Consider the following 18641-nt stretch of genomic DNA (forward strand, 5'->3'; position numbering starts at 1 on the left):
CAGGAAGCGTACGGCGAAGTCGTGTGGTTCTGGCGCCGCGGTGCTGGCGTTAAGTTACGTGGAAGTTTTCTGCGTGGCGACGGAGGCAAGAAAGCCGTTCTCCGGGGAGAGCACGAAGTAAGCCGTAAAGCCATTGCGCAGGGAAGGCCGGGATGCTCCCGCTGTACCTGTATGCTCGTGTGCGTGTTCTTTATCGCACCTGCACACGAGACCGCGGGTGCAGCAAGCACCCGGTCTTCCCTGCGCCCTCTATTTGGAAAGGGCGAAGAAGAAGATGCAAACCTCGGGCAGTTCATGTCGCGAGATCGCGAAGTCGTATTCTGAATTGTAGGATGGGTGGAGCGCAGCGATACCCATCGTCTCGCAACCGGCATTGATGGGTATCGCTTCGCTCCACCCATCCTACAGGATTGCTGCCTTAAGCCTTTCGTTCCGAGGAAACCAGACATAGCGAAGGTTTATTGGACGCGGCCTGCTTAGGTTCGGCACGATCTTTAACCACAGGCGCTGGTCGATTTTGCAGCGCAGCAAATCCTGGCAGTAGGCCCCTGCTAACGGGCAATGGCAATTCGGCAGGCTTGTCTGTATTGATGCAACTGGCATGCAAGCTCGGAACGTCTCATTCGCGTTCTGCAAAAAAGTCTGGGAGGATACATGCGCAAATTGATTTTGGCTGCGGCATCGATCGCGGCGTTGACTCTGATCGGACCGGCCGCTGCGCAGTCGCCGATCGTGATCAAATTCAGCCACGTGGTAGCGACCAACACGCCGAAGGGGCTCGCGGCGGAGAAATTCAAGGAACTGGCGGAGAAATACACCAACGGCAAGGTCAAGGTCGAAGTCTATCCGAACTCGCAACTCTACAAGGACAAGGAAGAGTTGGAGGCGCTGCAACTCGGTGCGGTGCAGATGCTGGCGCCCTCGAACGCCAAGTTTGGCCCGATCGGGGTCAAGGAATTCGAGGTGTTCGATCTTCCCTACATCCTGCCCGATCTCGCCACGGTGCGTAAGGTCACCGACGGCCCGCTGGGTACCAGGTTGCTCAAGTTGCTCGAGCCGAAGGGCATGACCGGTCTCGCCTACTGGGATAACGGCTTCAAGCAGATGAGCGCCAACAAGAAGCTCATTTCGCCGGCCGACTATCGCGGCCTGAAATTCCGCATCCAGTCCTCGAAGGTTCTGGAAGCCCAGTTCCGTGGCCTCGGCGTGGTCCCGCAGGTGATGGCGTTCTCGGAAGTCTACCAGGCGTTGCAGACGGGCGTCGTCGACGGGCAGGAGAACACCTGGTCGAACATCTATACCCAGAAGATGCACGAGGTGCAGAAGTACATCACCAACACCAATCACGGTTATATCGGCTACATCGTGGTCGTGAACAAGAAGTTCTGGGATGGCCTGCCGGCTGACATCCGCGCCCAGTGCGAGAAGGCGATGAAGGAAGCCACCGCCTACGGCAACGGCCAGTCGCAGAAGGAAAACGACGACGCGCTCGCCGAGATCGTCAAGACCGGCAAGAGCGAGATCATCAAGCTGACGCCGGAGCAGGACTCGGCCATGCGCAAGGCGATGGAGTCAGTCTACAAAGACGTCGCCGGCCGCGTCGGCCAGGGGGTGATCGACGAGTTCATGAAGGAAGCCAAGGGCGCAACCAACTGAGACGATGTTGTCGGGCTTCCGTGCCAAGGCACGGAAGCCCTTGTATGTCGGGGGCTCGGCAACACACGGCCGCGAAGGAAGGTGAGGCGTCGTAAAAGCCTGACCTGAAGGGGGGACATTGATACTGCTTCGCATCCTCGATCGGCTTGAGGAGATATTGATCGCGACGCTGATGGCGCTCGCGACCTTCATCATCTTCCTCGCCGTCTGCCATCGCTATCTGCTTGGCGTTCCCTTCCTGTTTCCGATCCTGTTCCCGATCAACCTGTCCTGGGCGCAGGAGCTCTGCATCTACATGTTCGTGTGGGTCGCCAAGTTCGGCGCCGCCTATGGCGTCCGCACCGGCATCCATGTCGGCGTCGACGTCGTGGTCAACCAGGTCAGGTCGCCCTGGAAGAACGCGATCGTGCTGTTCGGACTGCTTTGCGGGGCCTTCTTCACGGCCGTCATCGGCACCATGGGCGCGCATTTCGTCTACGGGCTTTACTACACCGACCAGGTGTCGCCCGACCTCGAAATCCCGAGCTGGTTCGTCTACCTCTGTATTCCGCTCGGCTCCTACCTGATGTGCTTCCGCTTCCTGCAGGTCGCGTATCACTACTTCTTCACGGGCGATCTTCCGCACCATGACCACGCCCATGTCGAGGGCGTCGACGTCGAGGCGCCCGGCGCGGGCGCCGCGGAGGTGACGCGATGACCTCATTCATCATCTTCGGGCTGCTGATCCTGCTGATGCTGACCGGCATGCCGATCTCGATCGCGCTGGGTCTGACGGTGCTCACCGTCATCTACACGATGACGAACGTGCCGACCGAGTCGGTGGCGCTGAAGCTGTTCACCGGCATCGACAATTTCGAGATCATGGCTATCCCGTTCTTCATCCTCGCGGGAAATTTCCTGACCCATGGCGGTGTCGCGAGACGCATGATCGATTTTGCGACCTCGATGGTCGGACACTGGTATGGTGGCCTTGGGCTTGCCGGAGTGATGGCTTGCGCGCTGTTTGCCGCAGTGTCCGGTTCGTCGCCGGCGACCGTGATTGCGATCGGCGCGATCATGCTGCCGGCGATGGTCAAGCAGGGATTCCCGAGGCGCTTTGGTGCCGGCGTCATCACGACATCAGGCGCGCTCGGCATCCTGATCCCGCCGTCCATCGTGATGGTGATTTATTGTGTGGCGACCGGCGGCAGCATCGCGATCGATCCCGCGGGCCAGCGCGTCTCGTCGGCCTCTGTCGGCCAGATGTTCATCGCAGGCGTCATTCCCGGCATGATGATGGCTACGCTGCTTGGGATGACCACCTTCTACCGCGCCTGGAGGAACGATTATCCGCGGCTGCAGCGCGCGAGCTGGGGCGAACGCTTCACGGCGTTCCGCAAATGCATGTGGGGGTTGCTGCTGATCGTGATCGTGCTCGGCGGCATCTATGCTGGCATTTTCACGCCGACGGAGGCGGCCGCGATCAGCGCGGTCTATGCCTTCGTGATTGCGGTGTTCGTTTATCGCGACATGTCGCTCAAGGACGTGCCGAAGGTGCTGCTCGGCTCCGCCAATATGAGCGCGATGATCCTCTACATCATCACCAATGCGGTGCTGTTCTCGTTCCTGATGGCGAACGAAAACATTCCGCAGCACATCGCAAACTGGATCACCTCGGTCGGCGTCAACTGGATCATCTTCCTGCTTGTCGTCAACGTGCTGCTGCTGCTCGCAGGCAACTTCATGGAGCCATCGTCGATCGTGCTGATCATGGCGCCGATCCTGTTTCCCGTGGCGGTCAAGCTCGGTATCCATCCGGTGCATCTGGGCATCCTGATGGTCGTCAACATGGAAGTCGGCATGTGCCATCCGCCGGTCGGGCTCAATCTCTACGTCGCCTCCGGCATCGCCAAGATGGGCATCACCGAACTGACGATCGCGGTGTGGCCATGGCTTTTGACCATGCTGATCTTCCTCGGCGTCGTCACTTACGTGCCGGAGCTCTCGTTGTGGCTGCCGCGTGCGTTGGGGATGCTGTAGAGCATGATCCGGAAAAGTGGGTACCGGTTTTCCGACAAGATCATGCTCAAAAAAGACGGAAGGGATGACGCTTCGAAGAAAAGGCATCCGTTTCGCGCATTGCGGTGGATCAAACGGTGTCACATTACATCTTGGTAAGGGAAGCCTCCCTTGCCAATCCTTAAGTTGAACGCCGACTGACGCAGGCTCATCTTCATGCAACCTTTCAAGGAGGTTCGCATGAGGAAATTCACCATCGCCGCCGTCGCGGTTCTTGCCATCGCCGGCTCGACCGCCGTCTATGCCCAGCACCGCCATTGGGGCTACGGCCATATGCGGATGAGCCCGGAGGATCGGGCGGCGTATGCCGACGCGCGGATCGCGGCCGTCCATGCCGGTCTCAAATTGACCGCCGACCAGGAAAAGCTGTGGCCGCCGGTCGAGGCCGCGGTCCGGGAGCTCGCCAAGCTCAGGATCGATCGCGCCAATGCGCGGATGAACGCGCCGCGGGACGATTCCAGCCAGCAGAAGCCGGACGATCCGGTGACGCGGCTTCGCGAGCGCGCCGAAACCATGTCGGCAACGGCTACCGCGATGAAGAAGATCGCCGACGCGGCCGACCCGCTCTACAAGACGTTGGATGACAGCCAGAAACGCCGGCTTGCCGTCCTGACCCGTATGGACCGGTTCGGGGGCAGGGAAGGCTGGCGGCACCGCGAGCACCGGGGCATGGACCGCGACTTCGATCGCCATCGCGACTATGACCGGAACAGGTATGACCGGGACGGCGGCCCGGACCGGGGCGGCCCCGAGCGGCTCTGAGGTGCCCCTGATCGGCGCCCGATCCGAACATGGGCGGAAGCCGCTGAAATCCAGCGGCTTTTCGCCGTTCCGGCTCTCAGCCAAAGCTCCGGGAAAACTCCGCCCAGCTTGCTGGACATCCCGGGATCGCTTTGCTAAACGACGCCCTCTCGCGAGGGCTTGCCGGACTTAAAACATCCGGGCGCATAGCTCAGTTGGTAGAGCAGCTGACTCTTAATCAGCGGGTCCCAGGTTCGAGCCCTGGTGCGCCCACCAAGCCTTTCGCGTAGCAGATCAAGCGCTTACCGCAAAGATCACGGTGGATAGACGAGAACAAGACGGGTCTCGTGCGACGCTTTTTGTGGTCGGACGTCGCACGCCGTGCGACGGGTTAACGAAGTTCTCTTAAGGTTCTTGTCGGTACCCGGGAAGCAAGAAGCGGGGAGCCGCGCGCCTTCCAGTGTGCTTGGACCACGTGCTCGAGCCGGTTTTGGAATTACACTCAGAGCGTCCCATCTGGGATCGTGGCGAGGCGTTGGCGACGCTCGGTAAGGCGATCGACGAGATGGCGTTCGTCACGTCATCACAGAAGATACCGAATATTGCTACGCCAAGCACCACAGCATCTTGCACGGCTGCAAGCCGCCGCCGAGATGAGATTTCGGCCGGTCGGCGATCAGCCCTTCATACCTTCCTTGCGCACCTGCAATTCGAGCCGGTCGATGCCGGCATCGGCGCGATCGGCATTGCGGGCGCGGTAGTGCTTCACGATGGTCTGCGCGCTTCGGTACGAGTGCCCCGTGATGTAGCAGATCGTCAACAGGTCGCAGCCGGCGCGGTCGAGCAGCATGACACAGGTATCGCGCAGGTCCTGGTCGTGCTTTTGGTCGAGTTCGCCGGCGCTATTGACGAACATCAGCGACGGGCACGGCTTCAGGCGCCATGCTTCGTCAGCGCCATTGCTGTCGCGCGCCGCCTGCGCCTCCAGCCATTCCGCCAGCACACGCGCGCGCTGATCAACTGCGCGAGCGCGCTGCGCCTTGTTCTCTTCATTGAGCGTCGAGCGGTACTTTGGCGCAGCCAAACGGCGGTGAGATCCTGGTGCCTTCCTAAAGGCTCTGCAGAAGGAACGCGCGACAGGCCAGCCCCGAAGCGAGAGCCAGGAAGATGCGTCCGGATCGCTGTACGAGCGCAGGCGCGGAGCGACGACGGATCGCTAAACCACACATCCCAACGCAACTCTTCCTAGTTAGGAAGTTTTGCTCTCGCCGCGTGAATCGATCGTTGCTGCGACTACGCTCGCCTCCGACCCTGCGGGCTGCCGCCTGGTCCGACGCCCTCGCTCTCATCGCAGCTCAGTTTCTTGCTCCTATGACTTCGTCATCGAAGCGTCGGTAAGTGCGTTCGTTGCGTGCCGGAGTCGATCCATCTGTCACGTCATCGAAGCAGGACTTGACGATTGCCTCCAGACGACAAAAGCTGTTGAGAAAGCTGTTTGGTGCCGAAAATGAGTGCCTCGATTGCTTGATTCGAACGAGCACGGCTCGGCTTGACCAATTCCTGCAAAATGAGACCATCGATCCCAGCGAGAATAAACCGCGCAAGGGTTGTGTAGCCCTGAGGTGACAGTTCTGATTTTCCTGACTTGCTTGCCAGTTGGTCCCGGTAGAGGCGCAGATATGCCTCGTACTGTTGATCCGCCAACCATTGGGCTCCTTCTCGGAGGGCGTAGAGCGTCAGTTCATACTGGACGATTTGTCGCGTGCGCGACCGTGTGATTGAGCGCCAAGTGCCGCGGATGAGAATTTCGATCCGCTCGTCTAATGCGGGCTCCGTGCCGGCTCTGTCTTCGCGCAACCGTTCTGCGATCTCGTCTATCAACACTTCAAGCACCGCGACGAGGAGCGCGCTCTTGCTCTCGAAATGATAGTGCAGCGTCGCGAGTTTGACATTCGCTTCCGCCGCGATCTTTCTGGTGGTCGTACCGAGAACACCTGTCTTCTCCAGAGCTTGCAACGCTCCCTGGATGATCTGTGCGCGCGTAACTTCGCTTTTTGTCATCATAGTCTTCATGCGCCAGATGTTCGGTGATGCGCCAAGTTCTGTCAAATAGCCGCAGTCGCTCCCCTCTTCGTAACGCCCAAAATGTCAGCATCTTTGCCCAAAATTGGTCGCTTGACTAAATTTGGTCATTTGACCAGATTATACGGAGAGGAACGGGAGGGAAGATGCCGCTTGCTGATCAGCACAGGGGATTGATTGCCGCCGCCGCCGATCGCAACTTCGACGAACAAGTCGAACGAACGAAGGCGTTCGCCGCCATTCCGAGCACGAGGGGGGCGGAATGGCCCGCTCAGGACTTCATGGCCGGCGAGCTCCGGGAGCGAGGCTACGTCGTCGATGATTGGCAGATCGATCTATCCGAACTGAAGGGTCTGCCGGACCTCGGCGTGATTTCCCACGATTTCTCACGTGCCCGGACCGTGGTCGGCACGCTTAAGCCGCACGCGGAATCCGGCCGATCCATCATCCTTCAGGGGCATTGCGACGTCGTTCCGGCGGGGCCTGCGAAGATGTGGAAGTCGCCCGCCTATCAGCCCACGATCGAGGATGGATGGCTTTATGGGCGTGGTGCCGCCGATATGAAGGGTGGCACGCTGGCTGCGCTCTACGCCGTCGACGCGATCCGACAGGCCGGATTTCGCTTGAAGGGGCGGATCCACTTCCAGTCGGTGATCGAGGAAGAAAGCACAGGTGTCGGTGCATTGTCCGCCCTCCAGCGCGGCTACCGCGCAGATTGCGCGCTGCTTCCCGAGCCCACGGGCCAACGCTTTGGAGATGTCTGTCTGGGCGTCATCTGGTTTCGTTTGCGGGTGGCCGGCGAGCCGACGCACGTCTCGCATGCCGGGGAAGGATTCAACGCGATCAAGGCCGCCATGGAACTGGTGCGCGCGCTTGAAGGACTCGAGAAAACTTGGAACGAACGGGCGGCCGACCATCCCATCTACGGTGAGGTCGAGCATCCCCTGAATTTCAATCCTGGCATCATTCATGGGGGCGATTGGGCGTCGAGCGTACCAGCCTGGTGCGACGTCGATTGCCGCATCGGCCTCTTGCCCGACTGGAGCGTGGAAGCCTGTCAGAAGGAGATTGTTGCCTGCGTCAACGAGGCTGCGTCGAAGATGCCGTTCCTCGCGAACAATCCGCCCGAGATTGTATGGTCTGGCTATCTCTCGCACGGCTACGTCATGCGTGCCGACCCCGCCGTTCGGCAGGTTCTCGAAGAGGCGCATTGGGCGGTGACTGGACAGCCTCTGACGCGGCGACTTGCTACATCGCTGAATGACGCGCGCTTCTACGATCGTCACTTCGGAATTCCAGCGTTCTGCTACGGTCCCGTCGGGGAGCGGATTCATGGATTCAATGAGCGCCTCAATCTGGAGTCGCTCCGGGAGACGACCAAGACGATCGCCAATTTCGTTGCCGAATGGTGCGGTATCGAACCAGCGCGCTGATGTCTGGCAATCAAGAAAGCAGGACAATCCCATGACGGTTAGGATAGACGGCGAGCGGTTGTGGTCGGACTTGATGACGATGGCAGCCATTGGGGCGACGGCCAATGGCGGTTCATACCGCACCTCGCTGTCAGACGCCGACCGCGACGGTCGCAACCTCTTCGTCCACTGGGCGAAGGAAGCCGGCTTGGCCGTCACCGTGGACAAGATCGGCAACATCTTCGCGCGCAGGGAAGGGCAGGACCTGAGCCTGCCGCCTGTCATGGTGGGCAGCCATCTCGACACCCAGGCTCCTGGCGGCAGGTTCGACGGCGTGCTCGGCGTACTGGCAGGGCTCGAAGTCGTGCGGACCCTCAATCGCGCCGGCATCAGGACGCGGCGCGCGATCGAGGTCGTGAACTGGACCAATGAAGAGGGCGCGCGGTTTCCGCCGGGCGTCGTCGGCTCCAACCTCTTCGCCGGTCGCACGACACTCGAAACGCTGCTGCAAACGAGGGATCGCGCGGGCATCTTGATGGGCGACGAACTGAAGCGCATCGGTTACGCGGGCGATGTCGAGGTCGGGCAGCGGCTGGTCGACAGCTACATCGAACTGCATATCGAGCAAGGCCCCGTGTTGGAAGCCGCAAATATCATGATCGGCGTGGTAACCCATACGTCGTGTCAGGGCGGCGGCATCATCGAAATTCTGGGTGAGAACGGACACTCCCAGACGACCAGAATGTCAAAACGGCGCAACGCTCTGGTGGGGGCCGCGAGGATCGTCGAGGAGATCGAGCGGATCGGCATGGCACAGGAGCCGCATGGAATGGCGAGTGCAACCGTGATCGACATCCTGCCGAACAACCGGATCAACATTCCGCACAAGGCTGTGGTGCAGTTCCTGACGGTGCACGCAGAACCGGAAGGGCGTGATCGCATCCTCGACATGATCGACCAGGCAGTCACCAAGCTCGGGCAGGACGCTCAACTTGCCGTGTCCTTCTCGCGCAATCCACAACGCCACAAGTTCGAGTTTCCCGTCGAGCTCGTGGAGCTGGCAGAGCGCGTCTCCGGCGATCTTGGCTATTCGTCCATGCGGCTACCGACATGGACCGCGCATGATGCGCTGAACATGCATGTGGTGTGCCCTACATCGCTCATTTTCGTTCCGTGCCGTGACGGCATCTCGCACAGCGAATTCGAATGGTGCGAACCGGAGCATACCAAAGCCGGCGCCGACGTTTTGGCCAACGTGGCACTCGAGCGCGCACAGCGTCCGAATGACTGATGCGGCAGTTCGTCGTTGCGCGCCGATGCGGCCGGAGTTCGGATCTCAACCAGGGTCAGGAGGCAGAGACATGAGTGAACTCAATTCGACGTGGGACAAGACCGAGATCGATCCCGAGCGTGGCCCATCGCGGCGCGCCTTGCTGAAGGCGGGGGTTGCCGCCGCGGCGACTGCACCGTTTCTCATGCGCATCAACGACGCGATCGCTCAAGGGATCGCACCAAAGCGGGGCGGCACGCTGACCAGCCTCCTGACGCCCGAGCCTCCGGTCCTCATGATCGGCGTGAATGCCCAGGCGCCGACTCTGACCGTTGTCAGCAAGATCTTTCAGCCGCTGTTCACCTACACGCCAACACTCGATTTCGAACCCGTGTTGGCCAAGAGCTGGACGATCTCGGACGACAAGAAGGTCTATACGTTCCGCCTGCAGCAGAACGTGAAGTTCCATGACGGTCAGCCCATGACGGCCGACGACGTCATCTTCTCGGCGATGAAGTTCTGGATGACGCTGTCGCTGCGGGCGCGCATCGTGTTCGCCAGGATCGAGAAGGCGGAGGCGCCGGACCCGCACACCGTGGTCTTTACCCTGAAGGAGCCGTTCGCGCCGTTCCTGTACGGTTTCGGCGGAACAGGCTTCACGATCGTCCCCAAGCATCTCTACGACGTTGCCGACATGCGCAACAATCCCAACAATGCCAAGCCGATCGGCACCGGGCCGTTCAAGTTCGTCGAATGGCAACGGGGCAGCTTTATCAGGCTGCGGCGGAATGAGGAATATTGGAAGCCGAACCAGCCCTACCTCGACGAAATCGTCTACCGCATCGTTCCGGACAGCCAAAGCCGCGCCCTCGCTTTGCAGTCAGGGCAGGTCCAGCTTGCCGGCGGCAACGACATCGAGCCTTTCGATCTGCCGCGTTTCCAGGCACAGCCGAATTTGTCCGTCACCTTGAAGGGCTGGGAGTATTACGGCCCATTGGCGTGGATCGACATCAACAAGCGCGTCAAACCGCTGGATGACGCCCGCGTCCGGCGCGCCATGAGTATGGCGCTCGATCGCACCTTCATCCTGCAGAAGCTCTGGTTCAACAGTGGCAAGGTCGCCACGGGGCCCCTGTGCGAGACGACCAAGTTCTACGATGCTTCGGTCAAATTACCTCCGTTCGACCTCGCAGCTGCCAACAAGCTGCTGGACGAGGCCGGTCACAAGGCCGACGCCTCCGGCGTCCGGTTCGCGATCCGGCACTTGCCGCTTCCCTACGGCGAGGTCTGGACGCGTCTGTCTGAGTATTTCCGCGCGTCAATGCAGAAGATCGGCATCAACGTGACGATGGAAACGACCGATGCAGGGAGCCACACGGCTCGCATGGCGAAATGGGACTACGACACGTCGATCAACTACATCTACCAGGTCGGTGATGCAAACATCGGGATGGAACAGTATTTCACCTCGGAGAACATCAAGAACGTCGCGTTCAACAATGTCGGTGGTTACAGTAACCCGCGCGTAGATGAACTTCTCGCCAAGGCGCGATATGCGGTCGATCCTGGCGAGCGCCAGAGGCTGCTGTCCGAATTTCAGCGCATCGCGGTGGACGACATGCCTTACATCTATCTGCTGCAGATGAGCTTCCCGACCTATTACGCGAAGAGGCTCAACAATACGATCACGACGGCGATGGGCATTGCCGACGATTTCGATGACGTCTTTCTCGTATGACGTCGAATCGTCTTCAAGCGATGCCTCGCCTGATCGGATGGCGGGTGCTCAAAATGGCGGCGATGGTCTTGGCCATCGTCGTCGTCAATTTCCTCCTCATTCATGCCGCACCAGGCGATCCGGCGAGCGCCATCGCCGGCCAATCGGGGCAGGCCGATGCCGAATTCATGCAGCAACTACGCGAGCAATTCGGTCTCGACAAGCCGCTACCCGTGCAACTCTGGATCTACATCGAGCGAGTGCTGACCTTGGACCTTGGAGTTTCCCATCGCCTCCAGAGACCGATCCTCACAGTGATCTTCGAAAGATTGCCGGCGACGTTGTTGCTGACGGGGACGGCGTTCGTGATCGCGTTGGCGAGCGGAATCGTACTCGGGGTCCGCGCCGCTCGTAAGCCGGGCGGTATAGTTGACACGATCATCATGGGCGCGTCGCTGTTTTTCTATGCAACTCCGCTATTCCTCGTCGGCATCGTGCTGGTGCTTGTGTTCGGCGTCTGGCTTAACTGGCTGCCGACATTCGGCATGGAAACCGTAGATGTGCCGCTTCGGGGTTTCGCGCGCGTGGCAGACATCGCGTGGCATGCCGTTCTCCCCGTGATCACTCTCGCAGTTTTCTATTCGGCAGTCTACGTGCGCCTGACGCGTGCGTCGATGGTCGAGGTATCGAGCCATCCCTTCATCAAGACTGCCCGGGCCAAAGGAGCCACGGAGAGCCGGATCACGTGGGTCCATATGCTCCGGAACGCGTTGTTGCCCGTCATCACGTTGGCCGGCATCCAGGCAGGGCATCTCATCGGCGGGTCCGTCCTCGTCGAGACGGTATTCGCCTGGCCAGGGATCGGCAGTCTCGCGTTCGAAGCCTTGCTCGCGCGCGACTACGACCTGCTGCTCGGCATCTTTCTCTGCACATCGGTCGTTGTGTTGATCTTCAATCTCCTCACCGACCTTCTCTACCTCGCAGTCGATCCGCGGGTTCAGGCGCTATGAAATCCTTCGTCAGGCGCTTCCCTCGGATGGCGATCGGGAGTGCGATCATCCTGGCCGTGGTCGCCATGGCAATCGCTGCACCCATTCTGTTCCCGTTCTCTCCGTGGGAGATGCGCGGAGCACCGTTTGAACCACCCGGCAGTCCGGACTTCATTCTTGGCTCCGATGCGCTCGGACGCGACATGGCGGCCGGACTCGCACATGGAGCTTGGGTTTCATTGCTGATTGGGGGCTTCTCAACCCTGGCGTCGCTCGGGATCGGGATCAGCCTTGGGGCGCTCGCCGGCTATGTCGGCGGACGTGTCGACGACGCGGTCATGCGGTTCGCTGAATTCTTCCAGACAATTCCGAGCTTCCTGCTCGCCATTCTTCTTGTCGCGATCTTCCGGCCGAGCATCTTCTCGATCATTGCCGCGATCGCCTTGGTGTCTTGGCCACCGGTCGCCAGAGTTGTGCGGGCAGAATTTCTTTCTTTACGGAAGCGAGAGTTCGTCCAGGCAGCGGAAGTCCTCGGTGTCTCCCATTTTCGTGTTGTCTGGCAGACGCTTCTTCCCAACGCTCTGCCCCCCGTGATCGTGCTGGGCAGCCTCATGGTTGCTAATGCAGTCCTCACCGAGTCGGCGCTGTCGTTCCTCGGTCTCGGCGACGCGAACTGGATGTCGTGGGGATTCCTGGTTGGCTCGGGGCGTAGCGTGATACGGATGGGCTGGTGGATCAGCGTCCTTCCCGGTGTCGCGATCTTCGTCACGGTGCTCGGACTCAATCTCCTCGGGGAAGGACTTCAGACATGGCTGAATCCGCGTCTGTCAAAGCGGGATTTGCCATGACCACGAAGCTTCTGAGTATCAAAGAACTATCGATCGGGCTCCCGGCATCCGCCGATCGTCCCCGAGCGGTTTCCAAAGTCAGTTTTTCGCTGAACGAGGGCGAGATTCTGTGCGTCGTCGGAGAAAGTGGCTCCGGAAAGTCGATGATCGCCAACTCGATCATGGGGCTTTTGCCCAAGGAGTTACCTGTTCTCGGCGGAAGGATCGACCTGCAGGGCATCGACCTTCTGAAGCAGACACCAGCACAACTGCGCCGCCTGTGCGGCTCCCGGATGGGGATGGTGTTTCAGGAGCCTATGGCGGCGCTCAATCCCCTGATGCGGATTGGCGATCAGATCGCCGAGGTGTTCCAGGTTCATGGTGTGCCGGGCAGCCTAGAGCAGGTGCTTAGTCTGCTTCGGGCGGTTAATCTGCCCGACCCGGAAGCGCTGGTACACGTTTATCCGCACATGCTGTCGGGCGGCCAACGCCAGCGTGTCGTGATCGCAATGGCGATCGCACTGGAGCCGTCGTTGTTGATCGCCGACGAGCCGACAACGGCGCTCGACGTGACCACGCAGGCCCAGATTTTGAAGCTGATTCGTGAAATCCAGCAACGGCGGAATTCCGGGGTGCTGTTCATCACGCACGACTTCGGTGTGGTGCGGGAGATCGCGGATCGCGTGATCGTCATGAAGGACGGTGAACTGGTCGATCAGGGTACAGCCGGCGACGTCCTCGAACGGCCATCTCACGAGTACACCAAGAGGCTGCTTGCGGCCGTGCCAAGGCCGAACATGGATGCGCCGCGACTACGAGCCGAAAAAGCCATTCTCAAAGCGTCCAGCCTGCGCAAGACCTTCTGGCGAGGCAGCAAGGAAGTGGCTGCACTCAACGACATCAGCCTCGACCTGCGAAAGGGCGAGACCATCGGGCTTGTCGGCGAAAGCGGTTCGGGCAAATCGACTCTTGCCAGGACCATCGTCAACCTGATCACTCCCGATAGTGGCGAGATCAGGTTCGAGGGGACTGATCTGCGGTCGTTGTCCCGAAAGCAATGGAAGCCATTCCGGAAGCGTATTCAGTTTCTTTTCCAGGACCCATTCGAGTCCCTCGATCCGCGTCGTTCGGTCGCAGACATCATCTCGGACGGCCCGATCGCCCACGGAGCAGGTGCCGCAGAAGCGCGGGCCATCGCCAAGGAGAAGTTGCAACTCGTCGGCCTCGATCCGTTGGCGCTGGACCGATGGCCGCATGAGTTCAGTGGGGGGCAGCGGCAGCGGATCGGCATCGCCCGGGCACTGGCGTTGAACGCCGAACTTCTGATTGCCGACGAACCGGTCTCGGCTCTCGACGTGTCGGTGCAAGCGCAAATCCTCGACCTCCTCGAGGGCCTTCGCGACAAGCTCGGGTTGTCCATGCTGTTCATCACCCATGACATGCGGGTCGCGGCGCAGATCTGCGATCGCATCGCGGTCATGAAACTTGGTCAGATCGTCGAGGAAGCACCCGCCCGGGAACTGCTGTCCAATCCACAGCACCCTTACACACGAACGTTGATTGCCTCCGTGCCGGGCTTGGCCGGCGATAGCGTCATTTATTCGGCCGTGGAGGCATCATGAAGATCATATCATCTCCGGTACAGACAAGGTATGACCCGCAGCAGATCATGCTGCGCGGCAAGATGGTCAAGCCGGTGGAACAGCCTGAGCGACTACGCATTCTCGCGCAAAGTCTGGCTGAGGATGGTCACGAAGCCGTAGAGCCGGATGCGCATTCACTCGATCACGTGCGCCGGGTTCACGATCCTCAGTACGTCGACTTTTTGAGCTCCGCATATGCAGAGTGGCGGAAGTTGCCAGAGGCGGGCATTGAGGTGATCCCCAACACGCATCACTATCGAAATGCGGCGCAGGTGGGACAGCCGCCGGGCCGCCCGTCGCAGACGATCGTCGGGCGGGCTGGATGGTATGTCAGCGATCTCAACTGTGCGATCGGCGAGGGGACATGGGAGGCGATCGAGGCATCAGCGCGCAGCGCCATTCACGCGGCACAACTCGTCATCCGCGGCGAACGCAGTGCCTTCGCCGCCTGCCGTCCTCCCGGGCACCACGCTTACCGCGATCAAGCTGCAGGATTCTGCTATATCAACAACGCGGCCGTTGTCGCCGACATCCTGACCTCCGCGTTCGACCGCGTCGCCGTCATCGATTTTGACACCCACCACGGCGACGGCACGCAGTCGATCTTCTACGACCGGGATGATGTGTTCGTCGGATCGGTCCATACCAATCCCGCGAACTACTACCCCTTCTTCATCGGATATCCGGACGAACGGGGCTCGGGCAAAGGGGAGGGCTACAACCTGAACCTTCCGCTCGAGCCCGGCGCCGGCAACGACGAGTTCGTTGCGGCTTGCGCCTCGCTGAGCGACGCAGCGGCGAACGCAGGTTGCCGGGCGCTTGTCTTGTCTGCGGGGTGGGATGCCCATCAGCAGGATCCATTGTCCCGTCTTCGGATCTCCGACGGCGCCTTCCAGCGGATCGGGGAAATTTTCGGCGCGATGCGGTTGCCGACCGTCATAGTGCAGGAAGGGGGCTATTCGCTTGACGTTATAGCGAGTGCGCCAAGGCGGTTTGTCGCGGGGTTCTGCTCACGGCACTGATGCGACTTTTTCAGAATAACGTGGAGTTTCGGCGCGCCATCGGCAACGAGAATGCAGTCGAGCAGGCCGATCAATCGAGGAGAGCCAAGGAATGACCATTCGTCCGAATTCGATCGAAGCGCGCGACGTCGCGCGTATCTTGCATCCGTACACGAACGCGGTCGTCCATGAGAAGGTGGGGCCGATGATGATCGAGGGCGGCGACGGAATCTACGTCGTCGACAACGAAGGAAATCGGTACATCGAGGGGCTCGGTGGACTGTTCTGCGCCTCGCTCGGTTTCAGCGAGAAGCGCCTCGTCGAGGCCGCGCACCGCCAGATGCAGAAGCTTCCATTCTATCACAGCTTCGGCGGCAAGTCGCACGACACGGCCGTCGAGCTCGCCGAGCGCTTGGTCGATCTCGCACCCGTGCCGATGAGCAAGGTGTTCTTCGCCAACTCCGGATCGGAAGCCAACGACACTGCGATCAAGCTGGTCTGGTACTATCACAACGCGATCGGGAAGCCGAACAAGAAGAAGATCATCTCGCGCATCCGCGCCTATCACGGCGTGACCATTGCCTCCGCGAGCCTCACGGGCCTCGTCAACAACCACCGCGATTTCGACCTGCCAATCGACCGCGTCCTGCACACCGATTGCCCGCTGCATTATCGCTACGCGAAGCTTGGCGAGAGCCCAGAGGATTTCGCGACACGCTGTGCCGACGCTCTCGAACAACTCATACAGAAGGAGGGGCCGGACACGATCGCAGCGTTCTTCGCCGAACCTTTGATGGCATCCGGCGGATGCATCGTTCCTCCGCCAACCTACTACGATAAGATCCAGGCGGTTCTGCGCAAGTACGAGATCCTGTTGATCGCCGACGAGGTCATCTGCGGCTTTGCCCGGACCGGTAACATGTTCGGGTCCGAGACCTTCGGCATGGAGCCGGATATCATCACCATGGCGAAACAGCTTTCGGCTGCCTACCAGCCGATCGCGGCTGTGATGATCAACGAGAAGGTCTATAGGGCGGTCCGTGAAGGAAGCGGCAGGATCGGCACCTTTGGCCACGGTTTCACCTATGGCGGTCATCCTGTCGCAACCGCGGTCGCCCTCGAGACCCTCAAGATCTACGAGGAGCGGGACATGGTGAATTATGTCCGTTCGATCATGGGCGATTTCCAGACTGGCCTTCATTCGTTCGCCGATCATCCCCTTGTCGGGGATGCGCGTGGCGTCGGCCTCATCGGCGCGCTAGAACTTGTCAGCAACAAGGAGACAAAGGAAGTTTTCGATCCGTCGTGGGGCGTCGCCGCCCAGGTCGGCGAACGCGCCCTCAAACATGGTCTGATCACGCGCGCGCTCGGCGATACTGTCAACTTCTGCCCGCCGATGATCATTACCAAGGCAGAAATCGCCGACATGTACTCGCGCACCCGGCTTGCGCTCGACGAAACCTACGCTTGGCTGCGGGCGGGCCGCCCGGCCGCCGCTGCTTGACGTTCCCGGCGAGCGTTGGGCCCGAAGGGACGACCTTACTCTCGCCGGCCTTGCGCTCTCACAAATCAAGGTTCTGACGATGCGAAATTTCGAAATTCCGGGACGCTCTTTGGCCTATGGCCGCGGCGGAATGGCGGCGACATCTCACCCGGTCTCGACGTTGACGGCGATTGAGATCATGAAGGCAGGCGGCAACGCGATGGATGCCGCGATTGCGGCGTGCGCGGTGCAATCCGTCGTCGAGGCCGGATCAACGGGCATCGGTGGCGACTGCTTCGCGCTCTTCGCCCGCGCAGGAGATGCAAGGCCGATTGCGTACAACGGTTCGGGAAGAACACCGGCCGCTGCCGAAGCGGCTTGGTATGTTCGGCAGGGTATCCGGAGCATCGATCGGCAATCACCGCACGCAGTAACCGTGTCCGGAGCGGTGGAAGCGTGGGCGACGCTTGCAAGGGACCACGGCCGCCTGCCACTCTTCGAGATCCTCGCCCCAGCAGTGGAGATAGCTCGCCGCGGCTACGTTCTGACGCCACGCGTCGCGTTCGATCTTGCCAACCAGGTCGCCTTGCTCGAAGCGGACATTGGGTGCCGAGAGACGTTTCTGGTTTCCGGAGATGCGCCGAAAGCTGGCTCGGTCCAGCGACAGGAAAGGCTCGCTGACACGCTCGAACTGATCGGTCGCGAAGGGGCACGAGCCTTCTATGAAGGAGAAGTCGGCGCAGCACTCGCAAGCTTCCTTGCCGACAAGGGCGGTGTCCACACCCGTGCCGACTTCGCAGCGGCGAAGGGAGAGTACACCGATCCGATAGCGGTCGATTATCGGGGCCGCACGGTCTACGAATGCGGGCCGAACGGGCAGGGCATCATCGCCCTCATGATCATGAAGATGCTGTCCCGGTTCAAACGATCCGGCTCCCCGCGGGGTATCGACAACCTGTATATCGAGGTCGAGGCAACACGCCTCGCATACGCGGCGCGCGATCAGTTGCTGGCGGATCCTGCGATCGCGACGGTACCCGTGGATTACATGTTGTCCGACGAACTCGCGACGTCCTTGGCCGCGAGGATCGACCTGAGCAAGGCGATCGCAGAAATGCCGCTGCTCTCAGGGGCCGAGCACAGCGACACGGTCTATATCTGCACCGTCGATAAGGATCGAAACGCCGTCAGCTTCATCAACTCCCTGTTCCACCCATACGGAGCAGGGTTGATGGAGCCGACGAGCGGCGTGCTGTTCCACAATCGCGCGCAGAGCTTCGTCGTTGAGCCGGGACATCGCAATTGCATCGCGCCCCGCAAGCGGCCGATGCACACGATTATTCCCGGTATGGTGTATGAAGGAGATCGACCATCGATGGTATTCGGTGTGATGGGCGGGCACTACCAAGCAATGGGTCACGCGTACTTCCTGACCAGGTTATTCGACCACGGTCTCGATCTGCAATCCGCGATGGACGAGCCGCGGCTATTTCCGTTGCCTGGCAGCAGCGCTGTCGAGGCGGAAGAGAGCCTACGTAGTGTGATTGCTGATGCATTCATTAACCGAGGGCTAACGGTACAGCCGCCGCGTTGGCCGATCGGCGGAGCGCAGGCCATCGGGATTGACTGGCAGGGAGGTGTGCTCGTCGGGGCTTCGGACCATCGAAAGGATGGCTGCGCGCTCGGCTATTAGCGCAGGCTCCAAATTGTGAATGCTTAAACAATGTCGCATCTCCCGCAAGACGGACATGTGGGCATTAGT

At 60.6% G+C, this 18641-nt stretch carries 15 protein-coding genes and 1 tRNA gene; 14 read left to right on the forward strand and 2 right to left on the reverse strand.

Annotation, left to right across the window (positions count from 1 at the left end; translation table 11 throughout):
* Nucleotides 1-654 precede the first annotated feature (654 nt).
* From V1277_RS22655 to V1277_RS22675, 5 genes are all read left to right on the forward strand, one after another.
* Complete coding sequence (locus tag V1277_RS22655; protein WP_334369796.1) at nucleotides 655-1656, forward strand: TRAP transporter substrate-binding protein; 1002 nt, start codon at nucleotides 655-657, stop codon at nucleotides 1654-1656.
* 121 nt (nucleotides 1657-1777) lie between these two features.
* Nucleotides 1778-2353 (forward strand): TRAP transporter small permease, encoded by a 576-nt coding sequence (locus V1277_RS22660; protein WP_334376900.1) that lies wholly within the window; start codon nucleotides 1778-1780, stop codon nucleotides 2351-2353.
* A complete protein-coding gene (locus V1277_RS22665; RefSeq protein WP_334418184.1) occupies nucleotides 2350-3675 on the forward strand; it encodes a TRAP transporter large permease in 1326 nt (441 codons plus the stop codon). Before V1277_RS22660 ends, V1277_RS22665 begins: the two co-directional genes overlap by 4 nt.
* 219 nt (nucleotides 3676-3894) lie before the next feature.
* The gene (locus tag V1277_RS22670) at nucleotides 3895-4476 is read left to right on the forward strand and encodes a Spy/CpxP family protein refolding chaperone (RefSeq protein ID WP_334418185.1); all 582 of its coding nucleotides are present in this window, start codon (nucleotides 3895-3897) and stop codon (nucleotides 4474-4476) included.
* 179 nt (nucleotides 4477-4655) lie between these two features.
* Nucleotides 4656-4731, forward strand: a tRNA-Lys gene (locus tag V1277_RS22675).
* A 400-nt stretch (nucleotides 4732-5131) separates the two neighbouring features.
* Here the strand turns inward: V1277_RS22675 and V1277_RS22680 are convergent.
* Both V1277_RS22680 and V1277_RS22685 read right to left on the reverse strand, forming a co-directional pair.
* Nucleotides 5132-5539 carry a hypothetical protein gene (locus tag V1277_RS22680; protein ID WP_334418186.1) on the reverse strand — a complete coding sequence of 136 codons (408 nt, stop codon included), beginning with the start codon at nucleotides 5537-5539 and terminating at the stop codon, nucleotides 5132-5134.
* 353 nt (nucleotides 5540-5892) lie between these two features.
* Nucleotides 5893-6516 (reverse strand): TetR/AcrR family transcriptional regulator, encoded by a 624-nt coding sequence (locus V1277_RS22685; protein ID WP_197427411.1) that lies wholly within the window; start codon nucleotides 6514-6516, stop codon nucleotides 5893-5895.
* Nucleotides 6517-6683: 167 nt separating this feature from the next.
* On the opposite strand from V1277_RS22685, the gene V1277_RS22690 reads away from it, so the two are divergent.
* The 9 genes from V1277_RS22690 to V1277_RS22730 all read left to right on the forward strand — a co-directional run bounded on the left by V1277_RS22690 (nucleotide 6684) and on the right by V1277_RS22730 (nucleotide 18572).
* The gene (locus V1277_RS22690; protein ID WP_334418187.1) at nucleotides 6684-7970 is read left to right on the forward strand and encodes an ArgE/DapE family deacylase; all 1287 of its coding nucleotides are present in this window, start codon (nucleotides 6684-6686) and stop codon (nucleotides 7968-7970) included.
* Nucleotides 7971-8001: 31 nt separating this feature from the next.
* A complete protein-coding gene (locus tag V1277_RS22695) occupies nucleotides 8002-9240 on the forward strand; it encodes an allantoate amidohydrolase (protein ID WP_334418188.1) in 1239 nt (412 codons plus the stop codon).
* Between the two features lie 70 nt (nucleotides 9241-9310).
* Complete coding sequence (locus V1277_RS22700) at nucleotides 9311-10957, forward strand: ABC transporter substrate-binding protein (RefSeq protein WP_334418189.1); 1647 nt, start codon at nucleotides 9311-9313, stop codon at nucleotides 10955-10957.
* Nucleotides 10958-10977: 20 nt separating this feature from the next.
* Nucleotides 10978-11946, forward strand: a complete 969-nt coding sequence (locus V1277_RS22705; protein WP_334420430.1) for an ABC transporter permease — start codon at nucleotides 10978-10980, stop codon at nucleotides 11944-11946.
* Nucleotides 11943-12773, forward strand: coding sequence for an ABC transporter permease (locus V1277_RS22710; protein WP_334418190.1), 831 nt, complete (start codon nucleotides 11943-11945; stop codon nucleotides 12771-12773). Before V1277_RS22705 ends, V1277_RS22710 begins: the two co-directional genes overlap by 4 nt.
* Nucleotides 12734-14374 (forward strand): dipeptide ABC transporter ATP-binding protein, encoded by a 1641-nt coding sequence (locus V1277_RS22715; protein ID WP_442894509.1) that lies wholly within the window; start codon nucleotides 12734-12736, stop codon nucleotides 14372-14374. Before V1277_RS22710 ends, V1277_RS22715 begins: the two co-directional genes overlap by 40 nt.
* Nucleotides 14371-15417, forward strand: coding sequence for a histone deacetylase family protein (locus V1277_RS22720; RefSeq protein WP_334418191.1), 1047 nt, complete (start codon nucleotides 14371-14373; stop codon nucleotides 15415-15417). Before V1277_RS22715 ends, V1277_RS22720 begins: the two co-directional genes overlap by 4 nt.
* 91 nt (nucleotides 15418-15508) lie before the next feature.
* Nucleotides 15509-16900: an aspartate aminotransferase family protein gene (locus V1277_RS22725; protein ID WP_334418192.1), complete on the forward strand. Its 1392-nt coding sequence runs from the start codon at nucleotides 15509-15511 to the stop codon at nucleotides 16898-16900.
* 79 nt (nucleotides 16901-16979) lie between these two features.
* Nucleotides 16980-18572 carry a gamma-glutamyltransferase family protein gene (locus V1277_RS22730; RefSeq protein WP_334418193.1) on the forward strand — a complete coding sequence of 531 codons (1593 nt, stop codon included), beginning with the start codon at nucleotides 16980-16982 and terminating at the stop codon, nucleotides 18570-18572.
* Nucleotides 18573-18641 lie beyond the last annotated feature (69 nt).

It is taken from the genome of Bradyrhizobium sp. AZCC 1588 (assembly GCF_036924735.1).
Lineage (GTDB): Bacteria > Pseudomonadota > Alphaproteobacteria > Rhizobiales > Xanthobacteraceae > Bradyrhizobium.